The following is a 25,802-nucleotide window of genomic DNA, read 5'->3' on the forward strand; positions in this document are numbered from 1 at the left end:
GCGAGTAAATGGACGCACTTTCGCAGTTGTTTTATCTGCACGGTATCGGTTATGAGTTTACTAAATACACGGGCGAGAAGGTTATATTTAGCGAAGACACGCGCAAACGTGCCTTACAATGTTGTGGTGTAAATACCGAAGATGAACACCAAATAGCACAGCTTAATTATCAATTAGATGTTGCGCCTTGGTTAGAGTTAGCACCCGATACCAGCTTAGTGAATTTAACTGATAACCTTTTTTATATTCGTATAGATGAGCGTCAACGTGATTTACCTGTGGCGATAACGTTGCCAAAGTTAAACGTAACCTATGAGCGTGCTAACTTACATAATTTGGCTATTACGGGCGATTACTATGTACATGGCGTGCGTTATATTGAAGTAGCAGTGCCGTTAGGGGCTATCCCGGTAGGTTATCATCAGGCGCTGGTTAGTGTAGGGGAGCAAAGCAAAGAGATTCAATTGTGGGCCACCCCAGAAAAAGTTTTTCAAGTAGATGATACTAAGCGCACTGGGCTTTCGCTGCAGTTGTACACAGTTAAAAACAAAGCAGGTCTAGGTGTAGGGGATTTTAATGATTTACTAGAGCTATGTGACTTATGTGCACAGCAACACATGGACTACATATTACTCAACCCATTACATTTGCTGTTTGCACAGCAGAGTGAGCGAGCCAGTCCCTATAGCCCTAATAGCCGTGCGTTATTAAATCCTTTGTACATTTGTGTTGAACTATCAGCTGATGCTAAAAACAATCCACAATTAGATGCTTTGTTACACAGTGATGAGGTAAAAGCGCTTTTTAACAGCAATGAACAGTTTATAAATTATGAAAAAGTAAGCGCCGTTAAATATGCATTATTTAAAGCGCTATTTAGTCATTTTGAAGCACATGCCAGCGCTTCACGACGCGATGAGTTTGCACAGTTTTGCAAACAAAACGCCCAGACCCTAACTACGCTAAATTCAGCTAACCCTACCTTTGATTACTACTTACAATGGCAGGCTAAATTACAATTAAGCCATTGTCAGCAGCACTGTTTAAATAAAGGCATGGCAATAGGTTTAGTTAATGACCTTGCTGTTGGTTGTGCAGGTGATGGCGTTGAGTATCAATCTCAGCAATCACTTTTTAGTGATAATGCCAATGTTGGCGCGCCACCGGACCCTTGGGCACAAGCGGGGCAAAATTGGGGGCTGCCTGCACTTAACCCGCAACAATTAAAAAATAATCACTTTGCCTTTTATCGCTCACTTATTAGCTCAAACATGCAAGGCGTTGGCGGTTTGCGCATTGATCACGTTATGGCACTAAGGCGCTTATGGTGGTGCTTTGAAAATAATCACTTACAAGATGGCTGTTATGTTTATTACCCTTTTGAGCACTTATTGGCTATTTTAAAAATAGAGTCTCACCTTAATCAGTGCATAGTAATAGGTGAAGACTTAGGCATAGTCCCGCCCGAGGTAAAACACGCACTTGCTGCAAGTGGTATTTATTCAAATAGCTTATTTTATTTTGAAAAACAACATGATGGCGAGTTTTTACCGTTACAAGAATTACCTAAGCATTGCTTAATTATGATAGCTAATCATGACGTACCGCCATTTTGTGGCTGGTGGCAAACAGATGATTTAGATATTAAACGTCAGTATCAGCTTATTGATGATCAGCAGTACCAACAGCAATTGCACGAACGACAACAAGAAAAACAACGATTACTGCGTTTTATACGGTTACATAGCGCAGAGCAACTTAGCGAAACTAGCGATGCTATGTGCGTTTACGGTGAACTTGCCAAAGCACTTGCACACAGTGAGACCCGTTTATTTGCACTTCAGCTTGATGATTTAGATAAACAAACGTATCCGGTGAATATACCCGGTACTAATACCGAATACCCAAATTGGCGCCGTGTTTTAACTCATTCAAGCAACGCTATTTTTAAAAATAATGCCAGTACTTTGGCTGCAGTTAATTCAATAAGGAAAGGATATGAGTAGTACCGCACCAAAGGATTCATTACAGACCCATTACGACGCACAGGTAACTGCACTACAAGGCGGCAGATTTAAAGACCCTTTTAGTTTTTTAGGGGCACATGCTTATAAAAATGGCTACGAAATACGCGTGTATTTACCCGCGGCTAAAAATGTAAATATTATTATTAATGATAAAAAAGTTATTGCTAAGCGTTATAACAGTAGCGATTTATTCATTACAACAAGCAACGAAATGCCAACGCAACCTTATAAGTGCAACGTTGAATATTCAAACTCAGCATTATGTTTTTACGATGAATATAGCTTTGCAAGCAGCCTAGATACAGGTGCAATGTATTTATTTAACGAAGGCAGTTTAGAGCATGCATATAAACATTTAGGCGCACACTTTATTAATCAACAAGGGGTTGATGGAGTGCGTTTTTGTGTGTGGGCGCCTAATGCAGCCAGTGTATCTGTTATTGGCGAATTTAACCTTTGGCAAGCTAATCGTCATTATATGCGTTTTCATCCTGCGTGTGGTGTATGGGAGCTTTTTATCGCAGGGCTTCAGCCCGATACCTGTTATAAATTTTCTATTGTGACACAGCAAGGCGATGTGCTTGAAAAAGCAGATCCGTTTGCCTTTAAAATGCAGCAAGCTCCGGGTACGGCCAGTGTGTTACAACAGCAAGCAGCGTCTATTTCGCTGAGTGATAGCGAGCTTAAAAATCGTCAAAAGCGTAACCATATAGACGCGCCGGTAAGTATTTACGAAGTGCACTTAGGGTCATGGCAAAGGGCTGAAGAAAACCGCTATTTAAGCTATAGCGAACTTGCCGACAAACTGGTTAATTACACGCTTGAAATGGGCTTTACGCATATTCAATTAATGCCAATAAGTGAATACCCGTTTGATGGCTCTTGGGGTTACCAGCCGGTGGGGTTGTTTGCACCAACTAGTCGCTTTGGTGATTACAGCAGTTTTAAATACTTTGTTCAGCAGTGCCACAAAGCAAACTTAGGCGTGCTACTTGATTGGGTGCCTGGGCATTTTCCTAGTGATCCGCATGGTTTACACCACTTTGACGGCACGCATTTATTTGAACATGCCGATATTCGACAGGGCTTTCATCCTGATTGGAATACCTATATTTATAATTACGACCGCCCGGAGGTTAAAAGCTTTTTAATCTCTAATGCGATGTATTGGCTAGAGCAATTTGGCCTTGATGGACTGCGCGTAGATGCGGTGGCTTCAATGCTTTATTTAGATTACAGCCGCAAAGAAGGTGAATGGGTTGCCAATTGTTATGGTGGGCGAGAAAACCTAGGCGCTATTGAGTGCTTAAAGCAGGTGAATTTGCGTAGTTATAAAAACAATCCGGGCATTATGATGGTGGCTGAAGAGTCGACCGCGTGGCCGGGGGTCACTCAAAGTGTTGATCACAATGGCTTAGGTTTTGGCTACAAATGGAATATGGGGTGGATGAACGACAGCCTTCATTACATGCAACACGACCCGCTTTATAGGCAGCATCATCATCACGAAATGACGTTTTCTATGGTGTACGCATTTAGCGAAAATTACATTTTACCGCTAAGTCATGACGAAGTTGTACATGGTAAAGGCTCATTAATTGAAAAAATGCCTGGTGATGATTGGCAAAAATTTGCGAATTTACGTGCGTATTACGCATTTATGTGGGCGCACCCAGGTAAAAAGCTGCTGTTTATGGGCGGCGAAATAGCACAGCGAAAAGAGTGGGATCACAATCATTCTATTGATTGGCATTTGCTAGAGCATAAAAGCCACTGCGGTATACAAAACACTGTACAAGCGCTTAATACTGTTTATCAAAAGTCGCCTGCACTGTATGAACTCGACTCAAGCCCTGCGGGTTTTGAATGGATAGATAACAACAATAACGAGCAAAGTATATTTAGTTTTGTACGTTATGCTAAAAATGCCCACGACTTTATTGTAGTAGTGGCAAACTTTACGCCTGTTTCTTATCAAGAGTATGAAATTGGGGTACCCGCAGCGGGTAAATATAAGGTTATTTTAAACACCGATGATGACGCTTTTTTTGGCTCAGGTATTAAAGTAACAGCAAACAAAAACGCCACGGTTAGTAGCGTTAAGGCAAGCGTTCATGGCTTTTCGCATAGCATTAAAATTGCAATGGGCGGGTTAACGACGATTTATTTACAAAAGGTTGAAGATGAGTAATCGATTTGAGGTTTCACATGGGCAACCACAGCCACTTGGCGCAACTATTAGCAGTGGCGGCGTTAACTTTAGCTTGTACGCACCTAAAGCAACACAAGCTTATGTGTGCTTATTTGATAAAAGTGGGCACTCTGAAATATTAAAAGTAACCATGCATATCAACGAAGGCGGTATATGGACAGCCCATGTAGCACCCTTAGCCGAAGGCGCATTATATGGTTATCGCGTAGAAGGGGAGTACAGTCCTGAAAAAGGTCTGCTGTTTAACGAGCACAAGTTGCTGATAGACCCTTATGCAAAAGACTTATTTGGCGAATTTACATGGAGTGAGCGCCACTATGGGCAAATGCCTATTGGCACGAAAAGCACCGTTAATAATGCCATTGATATACCTAAATCACGGGTTGTTAATAGCCAGCCTTATAAACATAAAAAGCCAAACCATAGCTGGTCTAATATCGTTATTTATGAGTGCCATGTAAAAGGCGCCACGTGCCGACACCCTAATATGCCTAAAAATTTGCAAGGCAAGTTTTTAGGCTTAAGCCACCCTAGCTTTATTGAGCATTTGCATAATTTAGGGGTTACCGCACTAGAGCTGCTCCCTGTACATGCTTTTATAAGTGAGCAGTTTTTAACGGCAAAGGGGCTGCAAAATTATTGGGGCTACAACACACTTAACTTTTTTACCCCGCATAAAGATTATTTAGTTGATGATGACATTAACGAATTTAAGCGCATGGTTAGCGAGCTTCATAAAGCAGATATAGAGGTTATTTTAGATGTGGTTTATAACCACACCGCAGAAGCGGGCGCCGATGGGCCGATTTTATCGCTCAGGGGGTTAGATAACCTAGCTTACTACCGAACGGTGGCTGATAAGCCTCAGGTGTATATAAACGATACAGGCTGCGGTAACACCATTAATATTGATCATCCTAAAACCTTAAAGCTGGTACTTGATAGCTTACGTTATTGGGTGCAAGTAATGGGAGTAGACGGATTTAGGTTTGATTTAGCCACCATTTTAGGCAGAAATGCCCATGGTTTTAATAGCGCCCATGCATTTTTTCAAGCCATTGAACAAGACCCTGTATTAAGCCGTGTAAAGCTTATTAGTGAGCCCTGGGATATAGGGCCAGGAGGTTATCAACTGGGGGCTTTTGCTGCACCTTGGCGAGAGTGGAATGACCAATACAGAGATGTAATACGCCGATTTTGGCAAAGCGAAGAAGGCGTTATTGCAAATGTAGCAAAGCGTATTCATGGCTCATTTGATATTTTTGAGCACAGCCAGCGCGGGCCGCTAAACAGTATTAATTTTATTACCAGCCATGATGGTTTTACGCTTGCCGATTTGGTGAGTTATGAGCATAAACATAATGAAGCGAATGGCGAGCAAAATCGCGATGGCCACAGCGCTAATCATTCCACCAATTGTGGTGTTGAAGGATTTACTAATGATGCCAAAATTATTGCCCTAAGGCTGCAGCAACAAAAGAACTTTTTACTTACGCTAATACTCTCAAAAGGGGTGCCTATGATTGCCTCAGGCAGTGAAATGGGTCACTCGCAAGGGGGCAATAATAATGCGTATTGTCAAAATAACCGCACCAGTTGGTTGGCATGGAAAGACTCACAGCTAAATCATTCACTAACCCGATTTATTGACGATGCACTAAAAATAAGGCGTGGTCACAGTGCGTTTAAACACAGTGTGTTTTCAGAAGATATTGACGAGCGCTTTACGGTTAAATGGTTTACCGAGCAAGGCGTAAAAATGACCAACGAGCATTGGCACGAGCCACAGCGCCAGTTTTTAATGTATAGCTTGTTAGATAAGCAAAATAAATACGCCTTATTAATCATTTTAAATGCGAGTAAAAAAACAGTTTTTTGTAAGTTACCCCCATCGCCTATCGCGGCGCAATGGGAGATGGTTTTATCAAGTGTACATAACGCATCGGTGAGTAGTAAAGAGGATGCAATAGTCGAAATTTCAGCACAAAGCAGCTGGGTTTTTAGTGCAAATTTAGAGGACGATGGTCATGTCTAAGCAAGACGAAAATGTGTGTGTGGTAAAAGGGTGGCAAGAAGGCCCTGTAATTGATGAAAGCACTTTAAAAGATGATTTAACTCGGCACTTTTATTACAGTTTAGGGCGTGACAAAGTGGGTGAGTCGCAACTGTATTTATATCATGCACTTGCGCTGACAATCAGAGATCGGCTGGTTGCACGTTGCAGAGAAACCAAACAACAAATCAAGCAAGGAAAACGCCGTAAAACAGCTTACCTATCGCTGGAATTTTTAATGGGTAGAGCACTTGGTAATGCAATTTTAAATCTCGACTTAGACGAGCAAGTCTCCAGTGCACTGCAAGAGTATTGCACCACAATTGAAACCGTAGCCCAGGCAGAGCACGATGCAGGGCTAGGTAATGGTGGCCTTGGGCGTTTAGCTGCCTGCTTTTTAGATAGCTGTGCAAGCCTTGCGCTTCCCGTGGTTGGTTACGGTATTCGCTACGAATACGGTATGTTTAACCAATCATTAAAAAATGGCCACCAAGTTGAGCAGCCCGATAACTGGCTTCGTGAGGGGCACCCGTGGGAGCTTGCCGCGCCTGAGCAATCACAACGAGTGAAGTTTTTTGGGCACGTACAAAGTTATACCGACAAACATGGGCGCGAACACCGTCAATGGGTTGGTTGTCACGACGTATTAGCTGTGCCATATGATGTGCCTATTCCTGGTTATAAAAACGACATTGTTAATACGCTAAGGCTATGGAAATCAGAAGCGACCGACGAATTTAATTTAACCGAGTTTAACGCGGGGAGTTATTCAGAAGCGGTAGCGCAAAAAAACCTAGCAGAACAAATTACAATGGTGCTTTACCCAAATGACAGCAGCGAAAATGGTAAAGAGCTTAGATTGCGCCAACAGTACTTTTTATCATCAGCGAGTATTCAAGATATCGTATCGCAATGGGTTGAACAGTACGGCGAAGACTTTAGTGACTTTGCAGCCCATCATGTATTTCAATTAAACGATACGCACCCAAGTATTGCCGTGGCAGAGTTAATGCGCATTTTAGTTGATGACTACGAGCTTGATTGGGATAACGCGTGGGAAATTACAACCAGCACAATGGCTTACACTAACCACACTCTATTGCCAGAGGCATTAGAAAAATGGTCAGTGCCGCTTTTTGCAAAACTATTGCCGCGAATTTTAGAAATTATTTATGAAATAAACGCTCGCTTTTTAGCGCAAGTGGCTCAGCATTGGCCAGGCGATGCAAGTAAGCAGCGTGCGCTTTCGTTAATTGAAGAAGGCGACGTGCCGCAAATACGCATGGCTTATTTAGCGATTGTGGGTAGCTATTCGGTAAATGGTGTGGCCGCACTACATACTCAACTTTTAAAAGAAGGGCTATTTAAAACCTTTTACGAGCTTTGGCCTAACAAGTTTAATAATAAAACCAACGGGGTTACGCCAAGGCGTTGGTTAGCACACTGCAACCCGGCCTTGAGTCATTTAATTACAGAAAAAATTGGCTCAAAATGGGTTAGCGATTTTGCAGATATAAGCCAATTACGCCGCTACTTCGACGACACCGCGTTTCATCAGCAATGGCAAAATGTTAAACGCGAAAACAAACAACGTCTCGTCGATTTGGTGAAAGAGCGCTGTGGTGTTGATTTTGATGTAGAGATGATGTTTGACGTACAAGTTAAACGTATTCACGAATACAAACGCCAGTTATTAAATGTACTTCATGTTATTCATTTATATGACCGTATACGCCGAGGCGATACCACAAACTTAGTACCACGTTGTGTGCTTCTAGGGGGTAAAGCCGCCCCTGGTTATTACATGGCTAAAAAAATAATTAAGTTAATTAATAACGTAGCTGAGGTTATTAATAAAGACCCACTTGCAGCGCCTTATTTACGAGTTGCGTTTTTACCAAATTATAATGTAACCGCAATGGAAACTATTTGCCCTGCAACCGATTTATCAGAGCAAGTATCGACCGCAGGTAAAGAAGCATCAGGCACCGGTAACATGAAGTTTATGATGAATGGTGCGCTTACTATTGGTACGTTAGATGGGGCGAATATTGAAATTAGAGACGCTGTTGGCGCTGATAACTTCTTTTTGTTTGGTGCGCAGGCTCATCAAATTGATGATATTAAATCGCGATATAACCCTTCTCATTTAATAGAGCAAAACAGCGACCTAAGCCATGTAATGCAGTTACTCGAAAGCGGGCAATTTAACCTGTTTGAGCCTAATTTATTTGACGACATTATTAATGCTATTAAAAGCCCTCACGATCCGTGGTTGGTTGCACATGACTTTGAAAGCTATGTGGCAGCGCAAAAGCAGGTAGAGGCTGCGTATCAAGACCAAACGCATTGGACGCAAATGAGTATTTTAAATACGGCCGCAAGTGGCATATTTTCAAGCGATAGAACCATAAGCCAATACAGTGAAGATATTTGGCACCTAACCCCCCTAACTATTAGTGAAACAGACTTACACGCAACTACGAGCCATGCCACTAAGAGCACAGACTAAACGGAGAGAGTATTATGCCTAGTTATGCAAATCGTTACATAAGTAGCTTAACCCGAGATACGTACGCGTTAATACTGGCTGGTGGACGCGGCTCACGCTTACACGAATTGACAGATTGGCGCGCAAAGCCCGCTGTTTATTTTGGCGGTAAGCACCGTATTATCGATTTTCCATTATCAAATTGTATCAATTCGGGTGTGAGGCGTGTAGGCATAGCCACACAGTACAAATCGCACTCTTTGATTCGTCATGTTAATCGCGCCTGGGGCCATTTTAAAAAGGAGCTGGGGGAGTCGGTTGAAATTTTACCCGCATCTCAGCGTAATGGCGATGAGTGGTATTGTGGGACTGCCGATGCGGTTTTTCAAAACATGGATATTATTCGCCACGAACTGCCAAAATATGTGATGATTTTGTCAGGCGATCACGTTTATCGAATGGATTACGGCGCTCTATTAGCCGAGCATGTGCAAAAAGGCGCCGACATGACAGTATGTTGCCTTGAAGTACCTGTTGAAGAGGCTGCAGATACCTTTGGGGTAATGACTGTTGATGAAAAAAATCGGGTATGTCGCTTTGATGAGAAACCTTCGATCCCCAGCTCTGTCCCTGGTAAGCCAGGTACCTGCTTAGCCTCTATGGGCAACTATGTGTTTAATACTGAGTTTTTATTTGAGCAGCTAAAAAAAGATGCTGAAAATGAAGGTTCTGGCCGAGACTTTGGGCACGATATTATTCCGGCAATTATAGAAGAGCACAGTGTGTATGCGTTTCCGTTTAGAGATCCCATGCAAGAAGGGCAACCTTATTGGCGCGATGTAGGAACGTTAGACTCGTTTTGGGAGGCCAATATGGAATTGGTAATGCCCGAGCCACAGCTAGATTTATACGATCCAACCTGGCCTATTTGGACCTACCAAGAGCAGTTGCCACCGGCTAAGTTTATTTTTGATGATGAAGATAGACGCGGTATGGCGGTAGACTCAACGGTATCAGGAGGGTGTATTGTATCGGGCTCAGTGGTTAGAAAATCACTGCTGTTTTCAAACGTGCACGTGCGTTCATTTTGCGAAATAGAGCAATCGGTTATTTTACCCGGGGCTCTCATTAATCGTCATTGTAAAATTAAGCGAGCCATAATTGATCGAAGCTGTGAAATACCCGCAGGGCTTGATATTGGCTACGATAGAAAAGCCGATGAAGAAAATGGCTTTAGGGTATCTAAAAAAGGCATCGTATTAGTCACCCGTGATATGCTCACGGAACTTGCTAAAAAGCTTGAACGCCAAGCTCACGAAAATAAAAAGTTCGCTTAAAATCGGATGCGAATAACAAAGGTTAAGGAAGTAGTAAATAAATGCATGTATTAATGGTTGCCGCAGAAAACGATGCTTTACCAAACGCTAAAGTGGGCGGGGTAGCAGATGTAGTCAGAGATGCCCCAAAAGCACTAGCAGCACAAGGCGTGAGCGTAGATGTTGTTATTCCTGATTATGGGTTTGAGCAATTGCAACGTGAATATATAGGTGATGTCACTGTTATATTTAGAGCGCAGCCACAGGTATTATCTTTATTTAAAATAAGTGATGACAACACACACATTAATCAATTTGTTATTTCGCACCCACTGTTTAGCCAATCGGGTTCGGTGTATTGCAATGACGAACCCGGGCGACCTTTTGCTACTGATGCAACAAAATATGCATTATTTAGTGCCGCTCTATGTGAAGCGCTGCTACAGGGTTTAATAACGCGCCCTCAAGCACTGCATTTACACGATTGGCATAGCGCGTGTGTCGCCGTATTATTAAAATTTGATAAACGCTACGATACCCTCGCTAATTTACATATTGCCTATACAGTTCATAATTTAGCACTGCAAGGGATCAGGCCTTTTAAACACGACGACTCGAGTTTAGAGGCTTGGTTTCCTTCGTTAGGTTATAACGGGCAACATTTGTGCGACCCTCGTTACCCACACTGTTTTAATCCTATGCGCAGTGCTATAAATTTGGCAGATAAAGTTCATTTAGTCTCACCTACTTACAGTACCGAGGTACTAAAGCCGAGTAATTATCAGCAAGGTTTTTTTGGTGGAGAAGGCTTAGAGCTTGATTTACAAAATCAATCGGCTCAAGGCAAGGTGGTGGGAATATTAAATGGCTGTGAATACCCTGAGAAAAACCCTGAGCAGGTTACTTCATCGCTCTTGTATGAGCGTATTGAACATACTTTATTTAACTGGATGGCAAAACATGAGCAGCTTGAAACGAGCTACTATGTGGCGCATCAGCGCATGCAGCAGTTTAAAAACACGCCTATAGATGGGCCCCTCGTAACAAGTGTTGGCAGGCTGACCGAGCAAAAGGTGTTATTACTTTGCCAACAATACGGTAATGCATTAGCGCTTGATAAAGTGTGTGAAATAATTAACCGTTTTAAAGGTCGTCTTATTATTTTAGGCTCTGGTGACAAAGCCCTTGAAAGCATTTTCACCAAGGCTATGGCCCGCAATGCAAACTTATTGTTTTTAAAAGGTTATGGGCAAGGTATTGGCGATAGCCTATATGAGCTAGGGGATTTATTTTTAATGCCAAGCTCGTTTGAACCTTGCGGAATTAGTCAAATGCTTGCTATGCGCGCAGGGCAACCTTGTTTAGTACACAGTGTTGGCGGTTTAAAAGACACCGTAAGCCACAACAACAATGGCTTTGCATTTTCTGGCGGCTCGTTGAATGAGCAAGTTGATGGGTTAATGACATGCTTAACTGAAACCCTTACGCTAAAACAGCAAAATCCTAAGCAATGGAGTAACATTACAGCTAATGCTAAAGGAGCACGTTTTTCGTGGGAAACGGTCGCTGCTGATTATATTTCAAGCATGTATTGCTAAATCATTAAAATTAAACGCAGTAGAAGTGACATTTATACCTATTTACGCTATTAATTACTTAGTTTGAGTATATAAATAAGAAGTAGGTAATGTGTCTGTATTTGTTGCAAGACAAGCAATATTCAATCGTAAGCAAAATGTAGTTGCTTACGAGCTTTTATTTCGTAATAGTGCTGAAAACTTTTTTCCCGATATAGAAGAAGGTCAAGCAACTGCTCGCCTAATAATGGAAAACCAGCTTAATTTAGGCACACGCCACATCACCTCAGGTAAAACGGCACTGATAAATATAGGCCCAGACTCTTTAAAGCACAATTTATGTGACTTTTTACCCTGTAAAGATGTGGTCATTGAGCTGTTAGAAACCATTGAACCCACCGACGATAACTATCAGCTTTGCAGAGAGCTTTTTCATAAAAACTATAAACTCGCATTAGATGACTTTGTTTATAACGAGCAATGGGAGCGATTTTTAAAGTTTATTAAGCTAGTAAAGTTTGATATTGCGCAAACGCCTTTATCAGATATTGCCGAGATTGTAGAAAAACTAAAACAGCATAAAAAAATAAAAATATTAGCAGAAAAAATAGAAACCCAAGCCGATTATCACCAAGCACATAAAATGGGGTTTGATTACTTCCAAGGCTACTTTTTTGCCAAGCCCACAATGCACGAACAGCAAGACATTGATTATAACTATGCGGTAGTTGTGGCTATTTACGCGCAAGTAATGAAACCAAGTCCAGATATAAAGCAAATTAGTACGTTATTTGAAGCCGATGCGGCCTTGGCTTATAAGCTTATGCGGCTAATTAACAGCGGTGTTTTTCCAATTCAGAGTAAAATATCATCTATTAAACAGGCGTTAGTGTATTTAGGGCATGAGCGTTTAAAAAAGTTTGTTAGTTTAATTGTTACCGCGCACACCGCGGGTAAAAAGCCAGCAGAATTAATGCAAGTGTGTGTAGTTAGATCACGCTTTTGTGAGCTAATAGCAAAGCAGGTGTCTAAATCGTTGGCGGGTGAGGCGTTTTTAACCGGCTTGTTTTCGTTACTAGATGCGATACTCGATCAACCTATGAGTTTATTAGTCGAAAAATTACCTTTTCCTGATGATATTAAAGCGGCGTTATTAAACGAAAAAAACACCCTATATTATATTTTAAATGTAGTACAAGCGTACGAAACAGGTAGCTGGTGGACATTAGAAAAAGCCGTTATATTACTTAATGTTAAAAGTGATGTGCTGCCAGGGTTATATAATCAAGCCGTAGATTGGGCAGATAATTATAAAAATAATAGTTAAAGGACAGTAACCGCTCATTATGCGAAATTATAATATGGACTTTATTCGCGGCATTGCCGTGCTTTGCTTGGTGTATATGAATGGCTATGCGTTTGGCTTAATGGATTATAGCTATATTCCTTTATCTACCCCGCCTTTTAGTGACACCCTTATCCATGCGGTGAGTACTTTTTTTGTTGATGGCCGATTTAGAACGCTGTTTAGCTTACTGTTTGGGGCAGGGCTTTATATTCAGTGGCAAAAAGTTAAATCAACAGCACCTTTAAAAGCGCGATTGCATTGGCTTATCATTTTTGGTTTGGTACATGGTTTTTTACTTTGGGCTGGCGACATTTTATTTTTGTACGGTGTATCTGCCTGGTTTGCCCTAAAATATTTACAAAGTAATAACCAACTGCTTGTAAAAAGGGCAGGGGAGTTTCTTTTAATTGGTTGTGTAGCCACGGGGTTGGTGCTTTTTAGTGCGCCTGATGAGGTCGTTTATCGTGATTCAGCACAGTATATCGATTTATATAGCCCTCATTACAGCGATTACTTTTTGAGTAACCTAGGTATGAATATATTAATGCTGGTAGCTGTTCCTATCATGATCATGTGGCTGTGCGTAGGGCTAATGCTGATTGGCATATATTTATATAAAAATGAGGTTTTTAGTAAAGGTTTAACTAAGCCGAACCTTATTGTTTGCATAGCTGGCGCCTTTATTTTTTCAGGCATGAGGCTTTATACGTCAAAGTTTACAGGAGGAGCAGGGTTAGCCATACAAGAGTTTATAAATACCTTTGCCGCATTGTTCATGGCTGTATTTTATATTCATCTCATCGTTAAATTTTGTAATAACCGTGCTCATGTGGGCCAGCTTATTCAGCAGGCGGGGCGCTTAGCTTTTACCTTATATATATGCCAAACACTGATGCAGCTGTTGCTTTATAAAGTGTTGTATCCGCAGTGGGTATTAAGTTTTAACCGAATAGACTATTGGATAGTCGCGACTGGCCTGGTTAGCGGGCAGCTATTGTTTACAGCTTTATATTGTCGCTATTATGAGCAAGGGCCGCTGGAATATGTTTGGCGCAGGTTAACTCAAGCAAAAATTGCAAAAATTAATGCGTAAAGGTTTAAATTAGGGGCGAAAAATAATGGCGTGTGGTTTACACTAGTCGCCTTTAAAATTAGGACCATTAAGTGCCATGACCGAATTAAAACGTTTAAATAAATTTATTAGTGAAACAGGTTTTTGTTCACGCCGTGAAGCCGATAAATATATTGAGCAAGGTCGTGTAACGGTTAATGGTAATACGTCTGAAATGGGCGTAAAAGTGGCTGATACCGATACTGTTTTAGTCGATGGAAAACCGCTGCGCGAAAAACCAAAACGCGTGTACATTGCGTATAATAAGCCAGTGGGTATTACCTGTACCACCGAGAGTAAAATTCAAAGTAATATTGTCAAAGCCGTTAATTATCCCACCCGTATATTTCCTATCGGCCGTTTAGACAGGCCTTCAGAAGGATTGATTTTTTTAACTAACGAAGGCGATATCGTTAATAAAATTTTGCGAGCGGGTAATAACCACGAAAAAGAATACGTGGTGACAGTTGATAAACCACTCAATCGCCAATTTGTGAGCAAAATGGCCAACGGTATTCCTATTTTAGATACCGTTACAAAAAAATGTAAAGTGATACAAACAGCTCCGCAAGAATTTAAAATTGTGCTTACGCAGGGTTTAAACCGCCAAATTCGTCGTATGTGTGAATACCTAGGTTATGAAGTTGTGACCCTTAAACGTACCCGCATTATGAATGTAACGTTAAAGGGCTTAAAAGTAGGCCAGTGGCGACATTTAACCGACGTAGAAATGGCACAAATTAATGACTCCATTGCTGATTCGGGTAAAACGCAAGAGCATTCGGTTGATACCAATAAGCAAAATGCCAATAACAAACGCGAGCCTAAAAAGCGTGATTTTCAGGGGGAAAACCCACGCGCCTTTAATAATGAGCGAGGCACTCGCACTCAAAGAAGTAATACCCCTTTTCAAAAGCGCTCAACCACCTATGTAGGTAAAGGGGGAGCTAGCAAAAATACGCAAGGCGATAGCAAAAGCGCAAACAACAAAAAGCCAGCAAACGGTAAAGCGCGTTCATCTGGCACATTAAGTTTAAAAAAATAGCGTGCACACTTACCATTGTATTTGATGTACAACGTTACCGAGTGGGCTTTTAACGCCCACGATGTTTATTTTCTCATTTTTTAGCCGCTTTAATGCTGGTTTATCTAAATACCACCTAAAAGAGCGCTTTCTGTAAGTTTGTAAATCAAGCACAACCAGTTTTGCGCAGCTGTATTCGTAATCACTCGGGCACGCCTCTACAGCCAGTAGCTGGTACTCTTGCTGCCAGCTATTGTCGCTATAATAATACGTCCATAACTTTACTGAAATACAAAAACTAGCCCACAGCCATAAATAAACCAAAACCGGTATAAACAAAATACCCAGCCAGCCCCTAAGCCGTCCATAGTGCTCTAGATAATCTTTAAAATTTGATTTAAACGTTTTGCATGCGTTGTACTTTTTGTATCCGTACATCCCCCCTGCAATACTAATTATTACTGACAAAACAGGAAGCAGCTTATGTGTTAAAAAATCATAAGCGGTATTGGCAATAAAGGGGGGATCGAGATTTTCATCCCAAGCAATAAAAAATAGGGGTGGGAATAGTAAACTAGTGGTAATTATTATTCTAAAAAGTTGTTTTGCTGTCATTTGAGGGGTTATTTATAAAACACAACGCCAATATAAAGTAAAAAAAGTCCTAAATAAACGGCTAATGCAGATACGCTGTTTTTAGAGCGCAGCCGTGTAATTAAATCGTAAGTACCGTCAAACATGCCTGTTATTACCAATGTAATACCGCCCGTGAAACGGTAGTTGTTTAAATCTACATTGCCATTTTCGTCGGTTATAAAGCGAAAATAGCCAAAGAGAATACAAATACAACCTAGTTTATTAAGTCCATCTTTAACCTCGGTTTAAATAATAAAAAACGCAGCTACTGTGAGGTAAGCTGCGTTTTAAATGTCCTTTAAGGCTTTTAAATTACTTTCTAGGCTCGTAGTCTATTCTAAATACAACAGTATAAAGCACAGGTACTACGATAAGCGTGAGTATGGTTGCAAAACCTAAACCAAACATAATAGTTACCGCCATTGACTGGAAGAACACGTCAAACAACAGCGGGATCATACCTAAAATGGTGGTAATAGCCGCCATGGCTACAGGGCGTACACGGCTAACGCCAGATTCAAACACAGCTTGATAAGGCGATTTACCATCGCGAAGCTCAAGATTTATTTGATCGACCAACACAATGCCGTTTTTAATTAGCATCCCGCTTAAACTTAGTAATCCAAGTAGTGCCATAAAGCTAAATGGCGCATTCATTATTAACATGCCCGCACTCACACCAATAATGGCAAGTGGCACTGTAGCCCAAATAACTAAAGGCTGTTTAAGTGAATTGAACAGCAGTACGGTTACCGCAAACATCGCTAAATAACCCAGCGGTAATGAGCCAAATATAGCGGCTTGCGCATCCGATGACGACTCATACTCGCCGCCCCATTCTAATTTATAGCCACGCGGTAGCTCTATTGCCTCTACGGGCCCGCGCACGCGTGCAAATAACTTAGCGGCAGTTTCATCGCCTAATACGTTGTGATCGGCCATTACCGTTATTGTGCGCTTTCGGTCGCGGCGCATAATTAGGCTGTCTTCCCATTCAACCACAAATTCGTCAACCACTTGTGTTACTGGCACAAATACACCCAGTACAGGGCTGTATATTTGTAAATCGTGAACGCTTTCTACATTTAGGCGCTCATTTGCCGGTGAGCGAGCAATAATTGGCAGAAGTTGCGTACCATCGCGGTATACACCCACTTGCTTGCCTGAAAGGCTAGTAAGCAGTACATCATCAAGGTCAGATTTGCTAATACCTAAGCGGCGCGCTTTTTGTTCGTTAAATTGTGGACGAATCATTTTAGTGCGTGCGCGCCAATCATCACGAATATTATAAGCGCCGTCGTCCTGTGCGATAACTTCTTCAGCTTGGGCGGCTAATTGTCTCAGTATTACCGGATCGGGGCCTGTAAAGCGTGCTTGAATTTTAGCATCGGTTGAGGGGCCAATTTCCATAGGCTTAATTTTAAGCTCAGCTGAAAGCGGTGTATTTTGCGAGTATTCACGCACTTTTTGCATTACTACAGCCACCGCCTCGCGGTTTTTTACTCTAATAATGAGCTGCCCGTATGACGAGTACGACTTTTGCGGTGCATAAGTAAGCATAAAGCGTGGAGCACCTTGGCCTGTAGTACTGGTTATTTCTTCAACTAGCTCTTCTTTTTGAAGGTAGTTTTCAAGCTTTTTAATTCCCTCTAGCGTTGCTCTTATGTCGGAGCCTTGTTGCTGCCAGTAATCTACATAAAACATAGGCGTGTTAGAGGCGGGGAAAAACGATTGTTTAACCGCACCAAAGCCAACCACAGCCGAGCAAAGGAGCACGACCATAAGCACAAGCGTGGTTTTACGATAATGCATAGACACATCCAAAAGTGCTTTATAGCCGGTAAAAATAAAGCCTTGGTATGGGTCGTCATCTTCCTCTTCGCCCTCAGCATTTTTAGCTTTTTTAAACTCATCTTGTTTAAACATTAAATTTGCAAAAAATGGCGTAAGCGTAATGGCGGTGATCCAGCTTAGTAAAAGCGATATAAACAATACCCAAAATAAGCTACCCGCAAATTCACCGGTCGCATCAGAGCTTAGGCCAATAGGGGCAAACGCAGTAATACCAATAACTGTAGCGCCTAGTAGCGGCCATTTAGTTTGTTCTACAATATTAACCGCAGCTTTTAACTTAGTTTGGCCACGCTTTAAATTTATTAATATGCCTTCGGTTACTACTATGGCGTTATCTACCAGCATACCAAGGGCAATAATAAGCGCACCCAGAGAAATACGTTGCAGGTCTATGGCGAACAACTTCATAAATATAAAGGTGCCTAAAACGGTGAGTAATAAAATACCGCCAATTAAAATACCGCTTTTAAACCCCATGAATATAAGCAGTACTACGATTACAATGGCAATCGCCTCTACTAGGCTGACAATAAAGCCATCTACCGATTTTTCTACTTCTTTAGGTTGGTTATACACCGATTCTACATGTATGCCATGTGGGCGCTGGTACTCAAGCTCTGCTAAGTGCTCGTCAATACGTTTACCTACATCTACTACGTTCACGCTATTCATAAACGAAACGCCAATTAAAAGCGCTTGTTCTGAGTTGTAGCGAATAACATTGCTGGGTACTTCTGCGTATTCTCTAAATACTTTGGCTACATCACCTAAGTAAATAAGCTCGCTAGCACCGGGTTTAGATATAAGTAGGGTTTCGAGCTCTTTAACATCTTTAAATTCGCCGGTTGGGTGAAAGCGTATAGACTCATCGCCCACTCTAATTTTACCTGCGTTAGAGACTGTATTTTGCGATTGCAGTAAACCAAAAATATGGCTTGGGGCAATACCGAGCTGCGCTAATTTACGGGTAGACACTTCAACCATTACTTGAGGCTGTTGCTCACCAGCAATGGTCACTTTACTCACACCTTTAACCAGTACGAGTTCACGCTTTAAGTAATCGGTGTAATCTTTAAGTTCATCATAAGAGTAGCCATCGCCGGTAACCGCATACATAACGCCGTATACATCACCAAAGTCATCTAAAATGGTGCTTGGGTAAACGCCACTCGGGAGTGAAGGCGCTAAATCGTTAATTTTACGGCGCATTTCATCCCAAATTTGGCGCAGCTGCTCTTTTCGGTAGGTGCTTTTCATTTCTACCGATATTTGCGACTTACCATTTGAGGAAATAGAGGTCACATAATCTACGTAGGGGAGTTGCTGAATCGCGTTTTCGATAGGAAAGGTGACTTCTTCCTCTACTTGTTGTGGCGATGCACCCGGATACATAGTAATAACCATGGCGGTTTTAAGCGTAAACTCTGGGTCTTCTAGTTGGCCTAAATCAAAGTACGACACACTTCCGCCAATTAACAGCAGTAGTGCAAACATCCAGCTAATTACTTTTTTCTCTATGGAGAGTTGCGCAAAGCTCATAATTATAAGCCTCGCTCTTTATTCCATGGACGTACTTTCATGCCTTCATCTAATGAGTGTACGCCAGCAGAGACGACAATTTGGCCTTCTTTAATACCGCTTAACACTTCAATGCCGTCGCGGTGTACTTGGCCCACTTTAACGGCTTGTTTATTAACAACACCAGTTTCTGGGTTATATATCCACACATAGGCGTTATCTGACACGCTTTCTTTAGCTTCAGAAAAAACCGACTCAACCGGCAAAATAGTGTAAGCCACTTGCGAGCTGGTTACTTTTGATAAATCGATAAATACACGGCCCGTCATCCCTGCAAGTAGGTTAAAGTCTTTAGGCACTGGTAGCGAAAAAACAACTTTGTAGGTAAGCGTAGTAGGATCGGCCTGCGTGTCCCACTCTTTTAAATCAAGGGTGTACTCTTTATTATCATAACCGTCAAACACAACGGTAGGGTGGTAGTCACTGCTTTTTTTAATGCGCGCTATTATTTTTTCAGGAACTTGGATTTCTACATCCATTAAATCGCGGGTCTCTAGGCGTAAAATGTTTTGCTTGGCTTGAATGTTTTCAAAGTTTTTAACAAATACTTTGGCTACAGTCCCTGCAAATGGGGCGCGCAGCTCGCTGTATTCTAGGTTGGTTTCGGCAATTTTAAAGGCAGACTCTGCCACTTGCATATTGGCCAATGCTTCATCGTACTCTGATTGACTTGCGATTCTTTTTTCAAGTAATTGTTCAATGCGGCTAAGTTGTGATTTAGCAAGCTCATAACGGGCTTTTCTATCATCGTACTGTAATTGAAAGTCCTCTGGGTCAAGCTTTGCTAAAAGTTGTCCTTTTTCAACTTCTTCACCTGCTAATACCGGAAACTCAACTAGTTCACCATTGACTCTAAATGCTAAGTACGAGCCTTGGTTAGCAACCACTTCAGCAGGAAAGCTGCGCACATTTGTTTGCGAATCATGTCCTATATTGAATAACTTTACAGGCCTAATGGGCTCTTCTTTTACTTGCTTTTCTGGCTCAGAACAGGCCATTAAGGTAAGTAAAGTCGTAGTAAGTATACATAGACGAAAGAGTTTCATGTCTTCTCCGTGGCAATGATGGGCAAAATAATTAAGTGCAGGATACGCCGCAACCATATAAAATAAAATTCATTAAATTTTAGAAACATAATAAGTTTTATTTATGATCATGTTGAGCGCAGTATGAAGCTGAATCAATTACAAATTTTAGATGCCATTGTACAAAGTGCAAGTTTAAGTGGCGCGGCGCTTAAATTACATAAAACTCAACCTGCGCTTACCTTAGCAATTAAAAACCTGGAGGCAAAAATTGGCTTTGAACTACTCGATAGAAGCAAGTACCGATTACAGTTAACTGAAAAAGGGCGTGTTTTTCACCGCGAAGCACAACAATTATTGCATGCAAATGATGAGCTAGCACAGCTTGCTAAAGAGCTTGCACTGGGTAACGAGCCACAATATCGAATTTGTTATGAGCAAATTTGTCAAAAAGACAGTTATAACGAGATCATAAGTAATACTTTTAGACTATTTAGGCGTACAGAGTTTAATTTAACCAGTGGCAAACGCTTTGTCTCTTTAGAGCAAGTAAATAGTGGGCAAGTGGAGTTAGGCATCGGCCCCTGGTTTGACTTATTTCATGCAACAGGGCACTTAGAAAGCCTACCAATTGGTAAATTAAACATTGGAATTATTGCATCTACTAAAGCGTTTCCTAAGTACATGACCTTTAACGAGCTACAAAATTACCCGTGTTTGGCCATGTTTGAAAGTGACTTAAGCATAGACAGTGACAAGCTTTCTTACTCAAAAGGTTCTGCCTTAATGAAGATTGACGATGTAACCAATTTAAAGTCTTTTTTGCTTGCTGGTGCTGGCTGGGCAATGATGAACATAGATTATTGTGGCCCTGAAATAGAAGCCGGGCTGTTGCAGCAAATACAGATAAACGACAGAGAAGATGAGTTTGGTATAGAAGTACGTGCATTTAGGCGTGATGCAATACACCATGGCCCTGTCGCACGCTCTATTTGGGAGCAATTTAAAGTACTCAGTGAGGCGTACGTTAATGACCGCTGATATTGATAAAGAAACCCTCATTTACACCATTATTGCAAATATACCTGCAGGTTTTGTAGCAAGCTACGGGCAAGTAGCAACGCTTGCCGGTTATCCGCAAAATTCACGCTTAGTAGGGCGCCTTTTAAAGCAAATGCCAGATGATTCTGTTATACCGTGGCACAGAGTAGTAAACAGCCAAGGTAAAATATCATTTCCTGCAGGCAGTGATAAATACCAAGAGCAGCGCCAAAAGCTATTATTAGAAGGGGTTAGCTTTAAAAACGACAAAGTAAATATGCGCGAGTATAGATGGCAGTAGTGAAGGTATTATCGTAAAAGAGCTTTTAAAGGCTGCTTTATTACAAGTGTGCGGCTTACTTTTTTGTTTTTAGCTATCGTAAATCTACAACAAATAGGGTTATTCAGCTTCTAGTTTTACCTTTACCACAACCTCCTTATCTAGCTTTGTGAATGAAAAACTTACAATGATAAGCGATATATTTACTATTTTTTACACAATAAAAATATACACGGCAAAGTAAAAAACACCTCTACACCTACCTATAGCTAAAATGGCATTAAATCAATTTAGCGTCGAGATTTGGCATAACAATTGAACTACTTATTAGTTGTAAATAGATATTGAGCATACCAAATCTTGGCTCAAGGGCGCGTTTAAAATGGCATCTCATTTGCAAAAAGTGTAAAAACGTAAGTAATCCTCAAGCCATCTTGAAAGTGAATGATAAATTATTTGAAAGTATGTTTTTTTCACATCGCTACTGATGAATGAAGAAGCTGATGAAGTGTAAATATTTAGTTTTAAGCATGAGGGTTATTAAAACCAAATATTAAGGACTAACAAACTATGACTGACCCAACTTTATTGATTTTAATGTACTTTGTGATCCCTGTGTGGCTTGCTGCTGGTATTGCTGATTGGTTTTGTCATCGACGTAGTAATATTTCTACAACCAGCGGTGCTAAAGAGTCATTTATTCATTTATTAATGTTTGCCGAAGTGGGCATTCCGTTAATCCTAGTTTTAATTTTTGAAGTTAATAGTTTGATTATTGCCATTTGTATTGTGTTGTTTTTTCTGCATGAGCTTACAGCAATGTGGGATGTAACTTATGCGGTAAGTAAGCGAAGGGTAGGGCCGGTAGAGCAACATATACACAGTTTTTTAGAAATGATACCCCTGTTAGCTTTGGTATTAATTATTGCGCGCCATTGGGAGCAATTTACCGCTTTATTTACTCCAGTCGGCTTTCCTCCTGACTTTACGCTGCAATTAAAAGCCTCTCCTTTACCAATAACTTACTTGGCAACGGTGCTATTTATAGCACTTGCGCTAGAATTTACGCCTTATTTAGAAGAGTTCATTCGCGGTATACGTGCTAAAAAAGATAACACTTAATCTGCTTAAGTTATTTATGCAGTTAATTTATGCGTGTTTAAATAGGCACGCTCTTGCCCACACTGAGCTAAATAGTGCTGCGTGAGCACAGGTTTTAGTGCCAAGCTAAGGTGCTGTTAACCAGAGCCTCACCAATACTTAGTGGGGCTTATTTAGGTATAATTGAAAAAAGGCTAGGTAAAAATAGCGGCGTAAATACGCCGCTATTATTTTATAAAATCAATAAGCTGAGATTAACTAATATGAGTGAACCAGCATGATTAAGGTAGATGCTGCCCACCTGTCACGCCCATTATTTCAGCGGTAATGTAACTTGACTCTTGCGATGCTAAGTAGACATAGGTGGGTGCTAGTTCAGCAGGTTGGCCTGGTCTACCTAATGGTACGTTATCACCAAATTCAGGTAGTTTTTTAGCCGGTTGGCCGCCACTTTGTTGAAGCGGGGTCCAAATTGGCCCAGGAGCAACCCCATTAACCCGAATGCCTTTATCAATCACCATTTTTGCTAAGCTTTTAGTAAAGCTTGTTATTGCGCCTTTAGTCGATGCGTAGTCAAGAAGCCCAGCAGAGGGTTGATAACATTGGATAGAGGTTGTATTAATAATACTAGCGCCCGGTGGCATATGTTTTACCGCCGCTTTTGTTATCCAAAACATAGCAAATACATTTGTTGCATATGTTTGGCAAAATTGCTCGGTAGATAAATCGTCTAACTCGGCAACAAACTGTTGTTTACCCGCATTATTCACTAATATGTCGATTGAGCCTAAGTTTTCAACGCTTTGTGCCACAAGGTCGTTACAAAAACTCTCATCAGAGATATCGCCTGCAATTCCCCAAGCTTTGCTACCGCTGGCTTTTAATATATCGAGTGTTTCTTTCGCATCGGCTTCTTCGCTGGCTAAGTAATTAATAACCACATCGGCACCTTCTCTGGCAAATGCAATGGCAACCGCTCTGCCAATGCCCGAGTCGCCCCCGGTGATCAACGCCTTGCGGCCTTTTAATCTGTCGCTACCTACATAGGTATCTTCGCCGTGATCTGCTTTAGGTTTTAAAATTTCATCTAGGCCTGGGTCTGGTTGATCACTGTCTTTTTCGGTTCGTCCCATTTGATATTGGCTTCTAGGGTCTTGCATCGTAAATTGGTTAGTTGGCATATCAACATCTCCTTTAACGTAAAGTTTAAGTTGGATTAACTGCATGTAATCACAAAGAGCCTAATGGCATATAACGCAGCAATGCGTGTTACCTACCTCTTTGCTTTGCGGGAATAGACGTAAAAGTGGGTGTGGTTGTAAAATATTGAGTATAAGTAGCAACTTACTAATGTAGCACTTGCCTCAATTGTAGAGTCAGCTTGGAATGCGCCCACTTTGTATCTCCTTTAACGTATTTGCTTGGCCAAGGTTTTACTGACCATTTATATTGAAGGAGCAATAGATATGCCATAGCGTTACATTTAAAATATGAAGCTATATTACTCATTTTAAAGCATTAATTTTAAAACTAAGAAAAGAGTAAGTGAATAAAATGGGTAAAAAATGGATAAGAGTACCGAAAATGTTACACGCTGTTTATCGAGCTAGTTAATTAGGCGAGTAAGGATAGTGATAGGCTTATAGTCAGAGCCGTAAATAACAGCGTTTTTAATTAAGGCTTAGGTGATATCGCCTAGGCTACAACGCGCTTTTATCGCGCTTTTATATAGAAGGGTAGCCAAATTATTGCGGTTTATGTACGTAGCATAAAATTACTAATTACATGCATTAATACACGTAATTAGTAATTGAAATGTAGTGGCACACACACCCAGCTATTACAAAGAGGTGCCAAATTGCGTGGCTAAATTGAGTGCTTTTAGCGCTATAAAATAATGTTCCTAAGCTATAAAAAATGCCACCGGCCAGTAACCAGTACAGTGCTTTTACATCAATATTTAAATAAAGTGGGTATACAATCGCAAGGGCAAACCAGCCCATAAGTAAGTAGGTAGCCAGCGAGACTTTTTTATTACCATTTTTAACCAGCACTTTATAAGCAACGCCACCAAGCGCGACTGCCCAAATAAAACTCAGTGTGCCCCAAGACCACCATCCATTAAGAGATAGCAACAAAAATGGGGTGTACGTACCTGCTATTAATACGTAAATAGCGCAGTGATCGCACTTTTTATAAAAAGCGCGTAATTTTGGCTGTACACTGGCGTGATAAAGTGTGGATGATAAAAACAATACAAATAAACTAGCCCCATATACAGCGGTGCTAATATAAGTTTTTACGCTGGTGGCTTGTTTAAATAAATCCCACATTACAAACACAGCAAAAAATATTCCCAGTGCATGGCTTAATACATTGAGTTTTTCTTCTTTGCGAGAATAGGGTGCCTCTATAGTCATACTAGTCCTACCACTTATTAATTAAACTTGAGTGTACAGGTGTACGCTCAATGTTTCAATGTCAGCATTTTTACTGTAAATTTGTGACCGTACTTTTATTGATTTTAAAAGGAATTAATCGGGTATAGTGTGGTCGTATAGTCTCAATTAATTAGGCACGTTTATCATGAAAAAAGAGCTCAAAGCCGTTTTACTTACTGCCATTGTTTATCCAGGGGCAGGGCATTTTTCGCTTAAAAAGCATTTAATAGGCTGTATTTTTGCAGGTGTATTTACGCTACTTTTGTTTATGACATTAGGTGATATTTTGGCTATAGCGCAATGTAGCGCAAATGAAATTTTAGCAGGTAAAATTCCGATGACGGCTTCAGGCATTTTACAAGCCGCTCGTAATCCATCAGGTGAATGTGCTCAGCTTGGGGAATATAAATATCTTCCTTTAATGGTGGTCATTTGGTTACTAAGTATGGCTGATGCTTATCGGTTAGGTAAAAAAGTTAAACCCGATACGCAAAACAAAAAGTAATGGTAGTAGTTGTTTTAAACTGCAAATAGTGAGCTAAAAAATATTTACTAATAGTTAGGGCGTGTTGATCTTTGTGGTATGAAAAACAAACAGCATGAAGATAAGGTATAATTGAATTCGCCAGAAAACTTTACACCGAACCTACATGCCAAGATTAATGTTAACAGACGGGACATGGAATG

At 41.0% G+C, this 25,802-nt stretch carries 18 protein-coding genes; 13 read left to right on the top strand and 5 right to left on the bottom strand.

Annotation, left to right across the window (positions count from 1 at the left end; genetic code table 11):
- Positions 1-8: 8 nt before the first annotated feature.
- The 9 genes from malQ to rluF all read left to right on the top strand — a co-directional run bounded on the left by malQ (position 9) and on the right by rluF (position 15,180).
- Positions 9-2,006, top strand: a complete 1,998-nt coding sequence (malQ, locus tag PSI06_RS08180) for a 4-alpha-glucanotransferase (protein WP_273603558.1) — start codon at positions 9-11, stop codon at positions 2,004-2,006.
- On the top strand, positions 1,999-4,218 hold the full coding sequence (gene glgB / locus PSI06_RS08185; RefSeq protein WP_273603559.1) for a 1,4-alpha-glucan branching protein GlgB: 2,220 nt from the start codon (positions 1,999-2,001) through the stop codon (positions 4,216-4,218). The genes malQ and glgB overlap by 8 nt, the downstream gene beginning before the upstream one ends.
- The gene (glgX, locus tag PSI06_RS08190; RefSeq protein ID WP_004586434.1) at positions 4,211-6,274 is read left to right on the top strand and encodes a glycogen debranching protein GlgX; all 2,064 of its coding nucleotides are present in this window, start codon (positions 4,211-4,213) and stop codon (positions 6,272-6,274) included. The genes glgB and glgX overlap by 8 nt, the downstream gene beginning before the upstream one ends.
- Positions 6,267-8,804, top strand: a complete 2,538-nt coding sequence (locus tag PSI06_RS08195; protein ID WP_273603560.1) for a glycogen/starch/alpha-glucan phosphorylase — start codon at positions 6,267-6,269, stop codon at positions 8,802-8,804. Before glgX ends, PSI06_RS08195 begins: the two co-directional genes overlap by 8 nt.
- 14 nt (positions 8,805-8,818) lie before the next feature.
- The gene (gene glgC, locus PSI06_RS08200) at positions 8,819-10,120 is read left to right on the top strand and encodes a glucose-1-phosphate adenylyltransferase (RefSeq protein WP_273603561.1); all 1,302 of its coding nucleotides are present in this window, start codon (positions 8,819-8,821) and stop codon (positions 10,118-10,120) included.
- Positions 10,121-10,161: 41 nt separating this feature from the next.
- A complete protein-coding gene (locus tag PSI06_RS08205) occupies positions 10,162-11,697 on the top strand; it encodes a glycogen synthase (RefSeq protein WP_273603562.1) in 1,536 nt (511 codons plus the stop codon).
- 91 nt (positions 11,698-11,788) lie between these two features.
- Complete coding sequence (locus PSI06_RS08210) at positions 11,789-13,003, top strand: EAL and HDOD domain-containing protein (RefSeq protein ID WP_273603563.1); 1,215 nt, start codon at positions 11,789-11,791, stop codon at positions 13,001-13,003.
- Between the two features lie 34 nt (positions 13,004-13,037).
- Positions 13,038-14,117, top strand: a complete 1,080-nt coding sequence (locus PSI06_RS08215; protein ID WP_273603570.1) for a DUF418 domain-containing protein — start codon at positions 13,038-13,040, stop codon at positions 14,115-14,117.
- A 76-nt stretch (positions 14,118-14,193) separates the two neighbouring features.
- Entirely contained in the window at positions 14,194-15,180 is a 987-nt protein-coding gene (rluF, locus tag PSI06_RS08220; protein WP_273603564.1) for a 23S rRNA pseudouridine(2604) synthase RluF, read from the top strand.
- Between the two features lie 9 nt (positions 15,181-15,189).
- On the opposite strand, the gene PSI06_RS08225 is transcribed toward rluF, so the two are convergent.
- The 3 genes from PSI06_RS08225 to PSI06_RS08235 form a co-directional block, all read right to left on the bottom strand.
- The gene (locus PSI06_RS08225; protein ID WP_232423969.1) at positions 15,190-15,627 is read right to left on the bottom strand and encodes a hypothetical protein; all 438 of its coding nucleotides are present in this window, start codon (positions 15,625-15,627) and stop codon (positions 15,190-15,192) included.
- Between the two features lie 480 nt (positions 15,628-16,107).
- Positions 16,108-19,188, bottom strand: coding sequence for an efflux RND transporter permease subunit (locus PSI06_RS08230; protein ID WP_273605006.1), 3,081 nt, complete (start codon positions 19,186-19,188; stop codon positions 16,108-16,110).
- A 2-nt stretch (positions 19,189-19,190) separates the two neighbouring features.
- Positions 19,191-20,273 (bottom strand): efflux RND transporter periplasmic adaptor subunit, encoded by a 1,083-nt coding sequence (locus PSI06_RS08235; RefSeq protein ID WP_273603566.1) that lies wholly within the window; start codon positions 20,271-20,273, stop codon positions 19,191-19,193.
- Between the two features lie 123 nt (positions 20,274-20,396).
- On the opposite strand from PSI06_RS08235, the gene PSI06_RS08240 reads away from it, so the two are divergent.
- The 3 genes from PSI06_RS08240 to PSI06_RS08250 all read left to right on the top strand — a co-directional run bounded on the left by PSI06_RS08240 (position 20,397) and on the right by PSI06_RS08250 (position 22,695).
- On the top strand, positions 20,397-21,293 hold the full coding sequence (locus PSI06_RS08240; RefSeq protein ID WP_273603567.1) for a LysR family transcriptional regulator: 897 nt from the start codon (positions 20,397-20,399) through the stop codon (positions 21,291-21,293).
- Positions 21,283-21,594, top strand: coding sequence for an MGMT family protein (locus PSI06_RS08245; protein WP_138684798.1), 312 nt, complete (start codon positions 21,283-21,285; stop codon positions 21,592-21,594). The genes PSI06_RS08240 and PSI06_RS08245 overlap by 11 nt, the downstream gene beginning before the upstream one ends.
- A 549-nt stretch (positions 21,595-22,143) precedes the next feature.
- On the top strand, positions 22,144-22,695 hold the full coding sequence (locus PSI06_RS08250; RefSeq protein WP_273603568.1) for a diguanylate cyclase: 552 nt from the start codon (positions 22,144-22,146) through the stop codon (positions 22,693-22,695).
- A gap of 260 nt (positions 22,696-22,955) precedes the next feature.
- Here the strand turns inward: PSI06_RS08250 and PSI06_RS08255 are convergent, their stop codons facing one another.
- Both PSI06_RS08255 and trhA read right to left on the bottom strand, forming a co-directional pair.
- Positions 22,956-23,855 (bottom strand): SDR family oxidoreductase, encoded by a 900-nt coding sequence (locus PSI06_RS08255; protein WP_055019167.1) that lies wholly within the window; start codon positions 23,853-23,855, stop codon positions 22,956-22,958.
- A 609-nt stretch (positions 23,856-24,464) separates the two neighbouring features.
- Positions 24,465-25,094, bottom strand: coding sequence for a PAQR family membrane homeostasis protein TrhA (gene trhA / locus PSI06_RS08260; RefSeq protein ID WP_273603569.1), 630 nt, complete (start codon positions 25,092-25,094; stop codon positions 24,465-24,467).
- A 166-nt stretch (positions 25,095-25,260) separates the two neighbouring features.
- Here trhA and PSI06_RS08265 point away from each other — a divergent pair, with 166 nt between their 5' ends.
- Positions 25,261-25,620 (top strand): hypothetical protein, encoded by a 360-nt coding sequence (locus PSI06_RS08265; protein ID WP_004586419.1) that lies wholly within the window; start codon positions 25,261-25,263, stop codon positions 25,618-25,620.
- Positions 25,621-25,802: the final 182 nt, after the last annotated feature.

The organism is Pseudoalteromonas sp. GABNS16E, from assembly GCF_028598715.1.
GTDB lineage: Bacteria > Pseudomonadota > Gammaproteobacteria > Enterobacterales > Alteromonadaceae > Pseudoalteromonas > Pseudoalteromonas atlantica.

Excerpts from the sequence above, each read along its gene's own strand:
- PSI06_RS08235 (WP_273603566.1), bottom strand. The coding sequence starts at position 20,273 with ATGAAACTCTTTCGTCTATGTATACTTACTACGACTTTACTTACCTTA.
- PSI06_RS08230 (WP_273605006.1), bottom strand. The coding sequence starts at position 19,188 with ATGAGCTTTGCGCAACTCTCCATAGAGAAAAAAGTAATTAGCTGGATG.
- PSI06_RS08195 (WP_273603560.1), top strand. The coding sequence starts at position 6,267 with ATGTCTAAGCAAGACGAAAATGTGTGTGTGGTAAAAGGGTGGCAAGAA.
- glgB (WP_273603559.1), top strand. The coding sequence starts at position 1,999 with ATGAGTAGTACCGCACCAAAGGATTCATTACAGACCCATTACGACGCA.
- PSI06_RS08205 (WP_273603562.1), top strand. The coding sequence starts at position 10,162 with ATGCATGTATTAATGGTTGCCGCAGAAAACGATGCTTTACCAAACGCT.
- PSI06_RS08240 (WP_273603567.1), top strand. The coding sequence starts at position 20,397 with ATGAAGCTGAATCAATTACAAATTTTAGATGCCATTGTACAAAGTGCA.
- glgC (WP_273603561.1), top strand. The coding sequence starts at position 8,819 with ATGCCTAGTTATGCAAATCGTTACATAAGTAGCTTAACCCGAGATACG.
- PSI06_RS08255 (WP_055019167.1), bottom strand. The coding sequence starts at position 23,855 with ATGCCAACTAACCAATTTACGATGCAAGACCCTAGAAGCCAATATCAA.
- PSI06_RS08215 (WP_273603570.1), top strand. The coding sequence starts at position 13,038 with ATGGACTTTATTCGCGGCATTGCCGTGCTTTGCTTGGTGTATATGAAT.
- PSI06_RS08250 (WP_273603568.1), top strand. The coding sequence starts at position 22,144 with ATGACTGACCCAACTTTATTGATTTTAATGTACTTTGTGATCCCTGTG.
- PSI06_RS08245 (WP_138684798.1), top strand. The coding sequence starts at position 21,283 with ATGACCGCTGATATTGATAAAGAAACCCTCATTTACACCATTATTGCA.
- PSI06_RS08265 (WP_004586419.1), top strand. The coding sequence starts at position 25,261 with ATGAAAAAAGAGCTCAAAGCCGTTTTACTTACTGCCATTGTTTATCCA.
- trhA (WP_273603569.1), bottom strand. The coding sequence starts at position 25,094 with ATGACTATAGAGGCACCCTATTCTCGCAAAGAAGAAAAACTCAATGTA.
- malQ (WP_273603558.1), top strand. The coding sequence starts at position 9 with ATGGACGCACTTTCGCAGTTGTTTTATCTGCACGGTATCGGTTATGAG.
- rluF (WP_273603564.1), top strand. The coding sequence starts at position 14,194 with ATGACCGAATTAAAACGTTTAAATAAATTTATTAGTGAAACAGGTTTT.
- glgX (WP_004586434.1), top strand. The coding sequence starts at position 4,211 with ATGAGTAATCGATTTGAGGTTTCACATGGGCAACCACAGCCACTTGGC.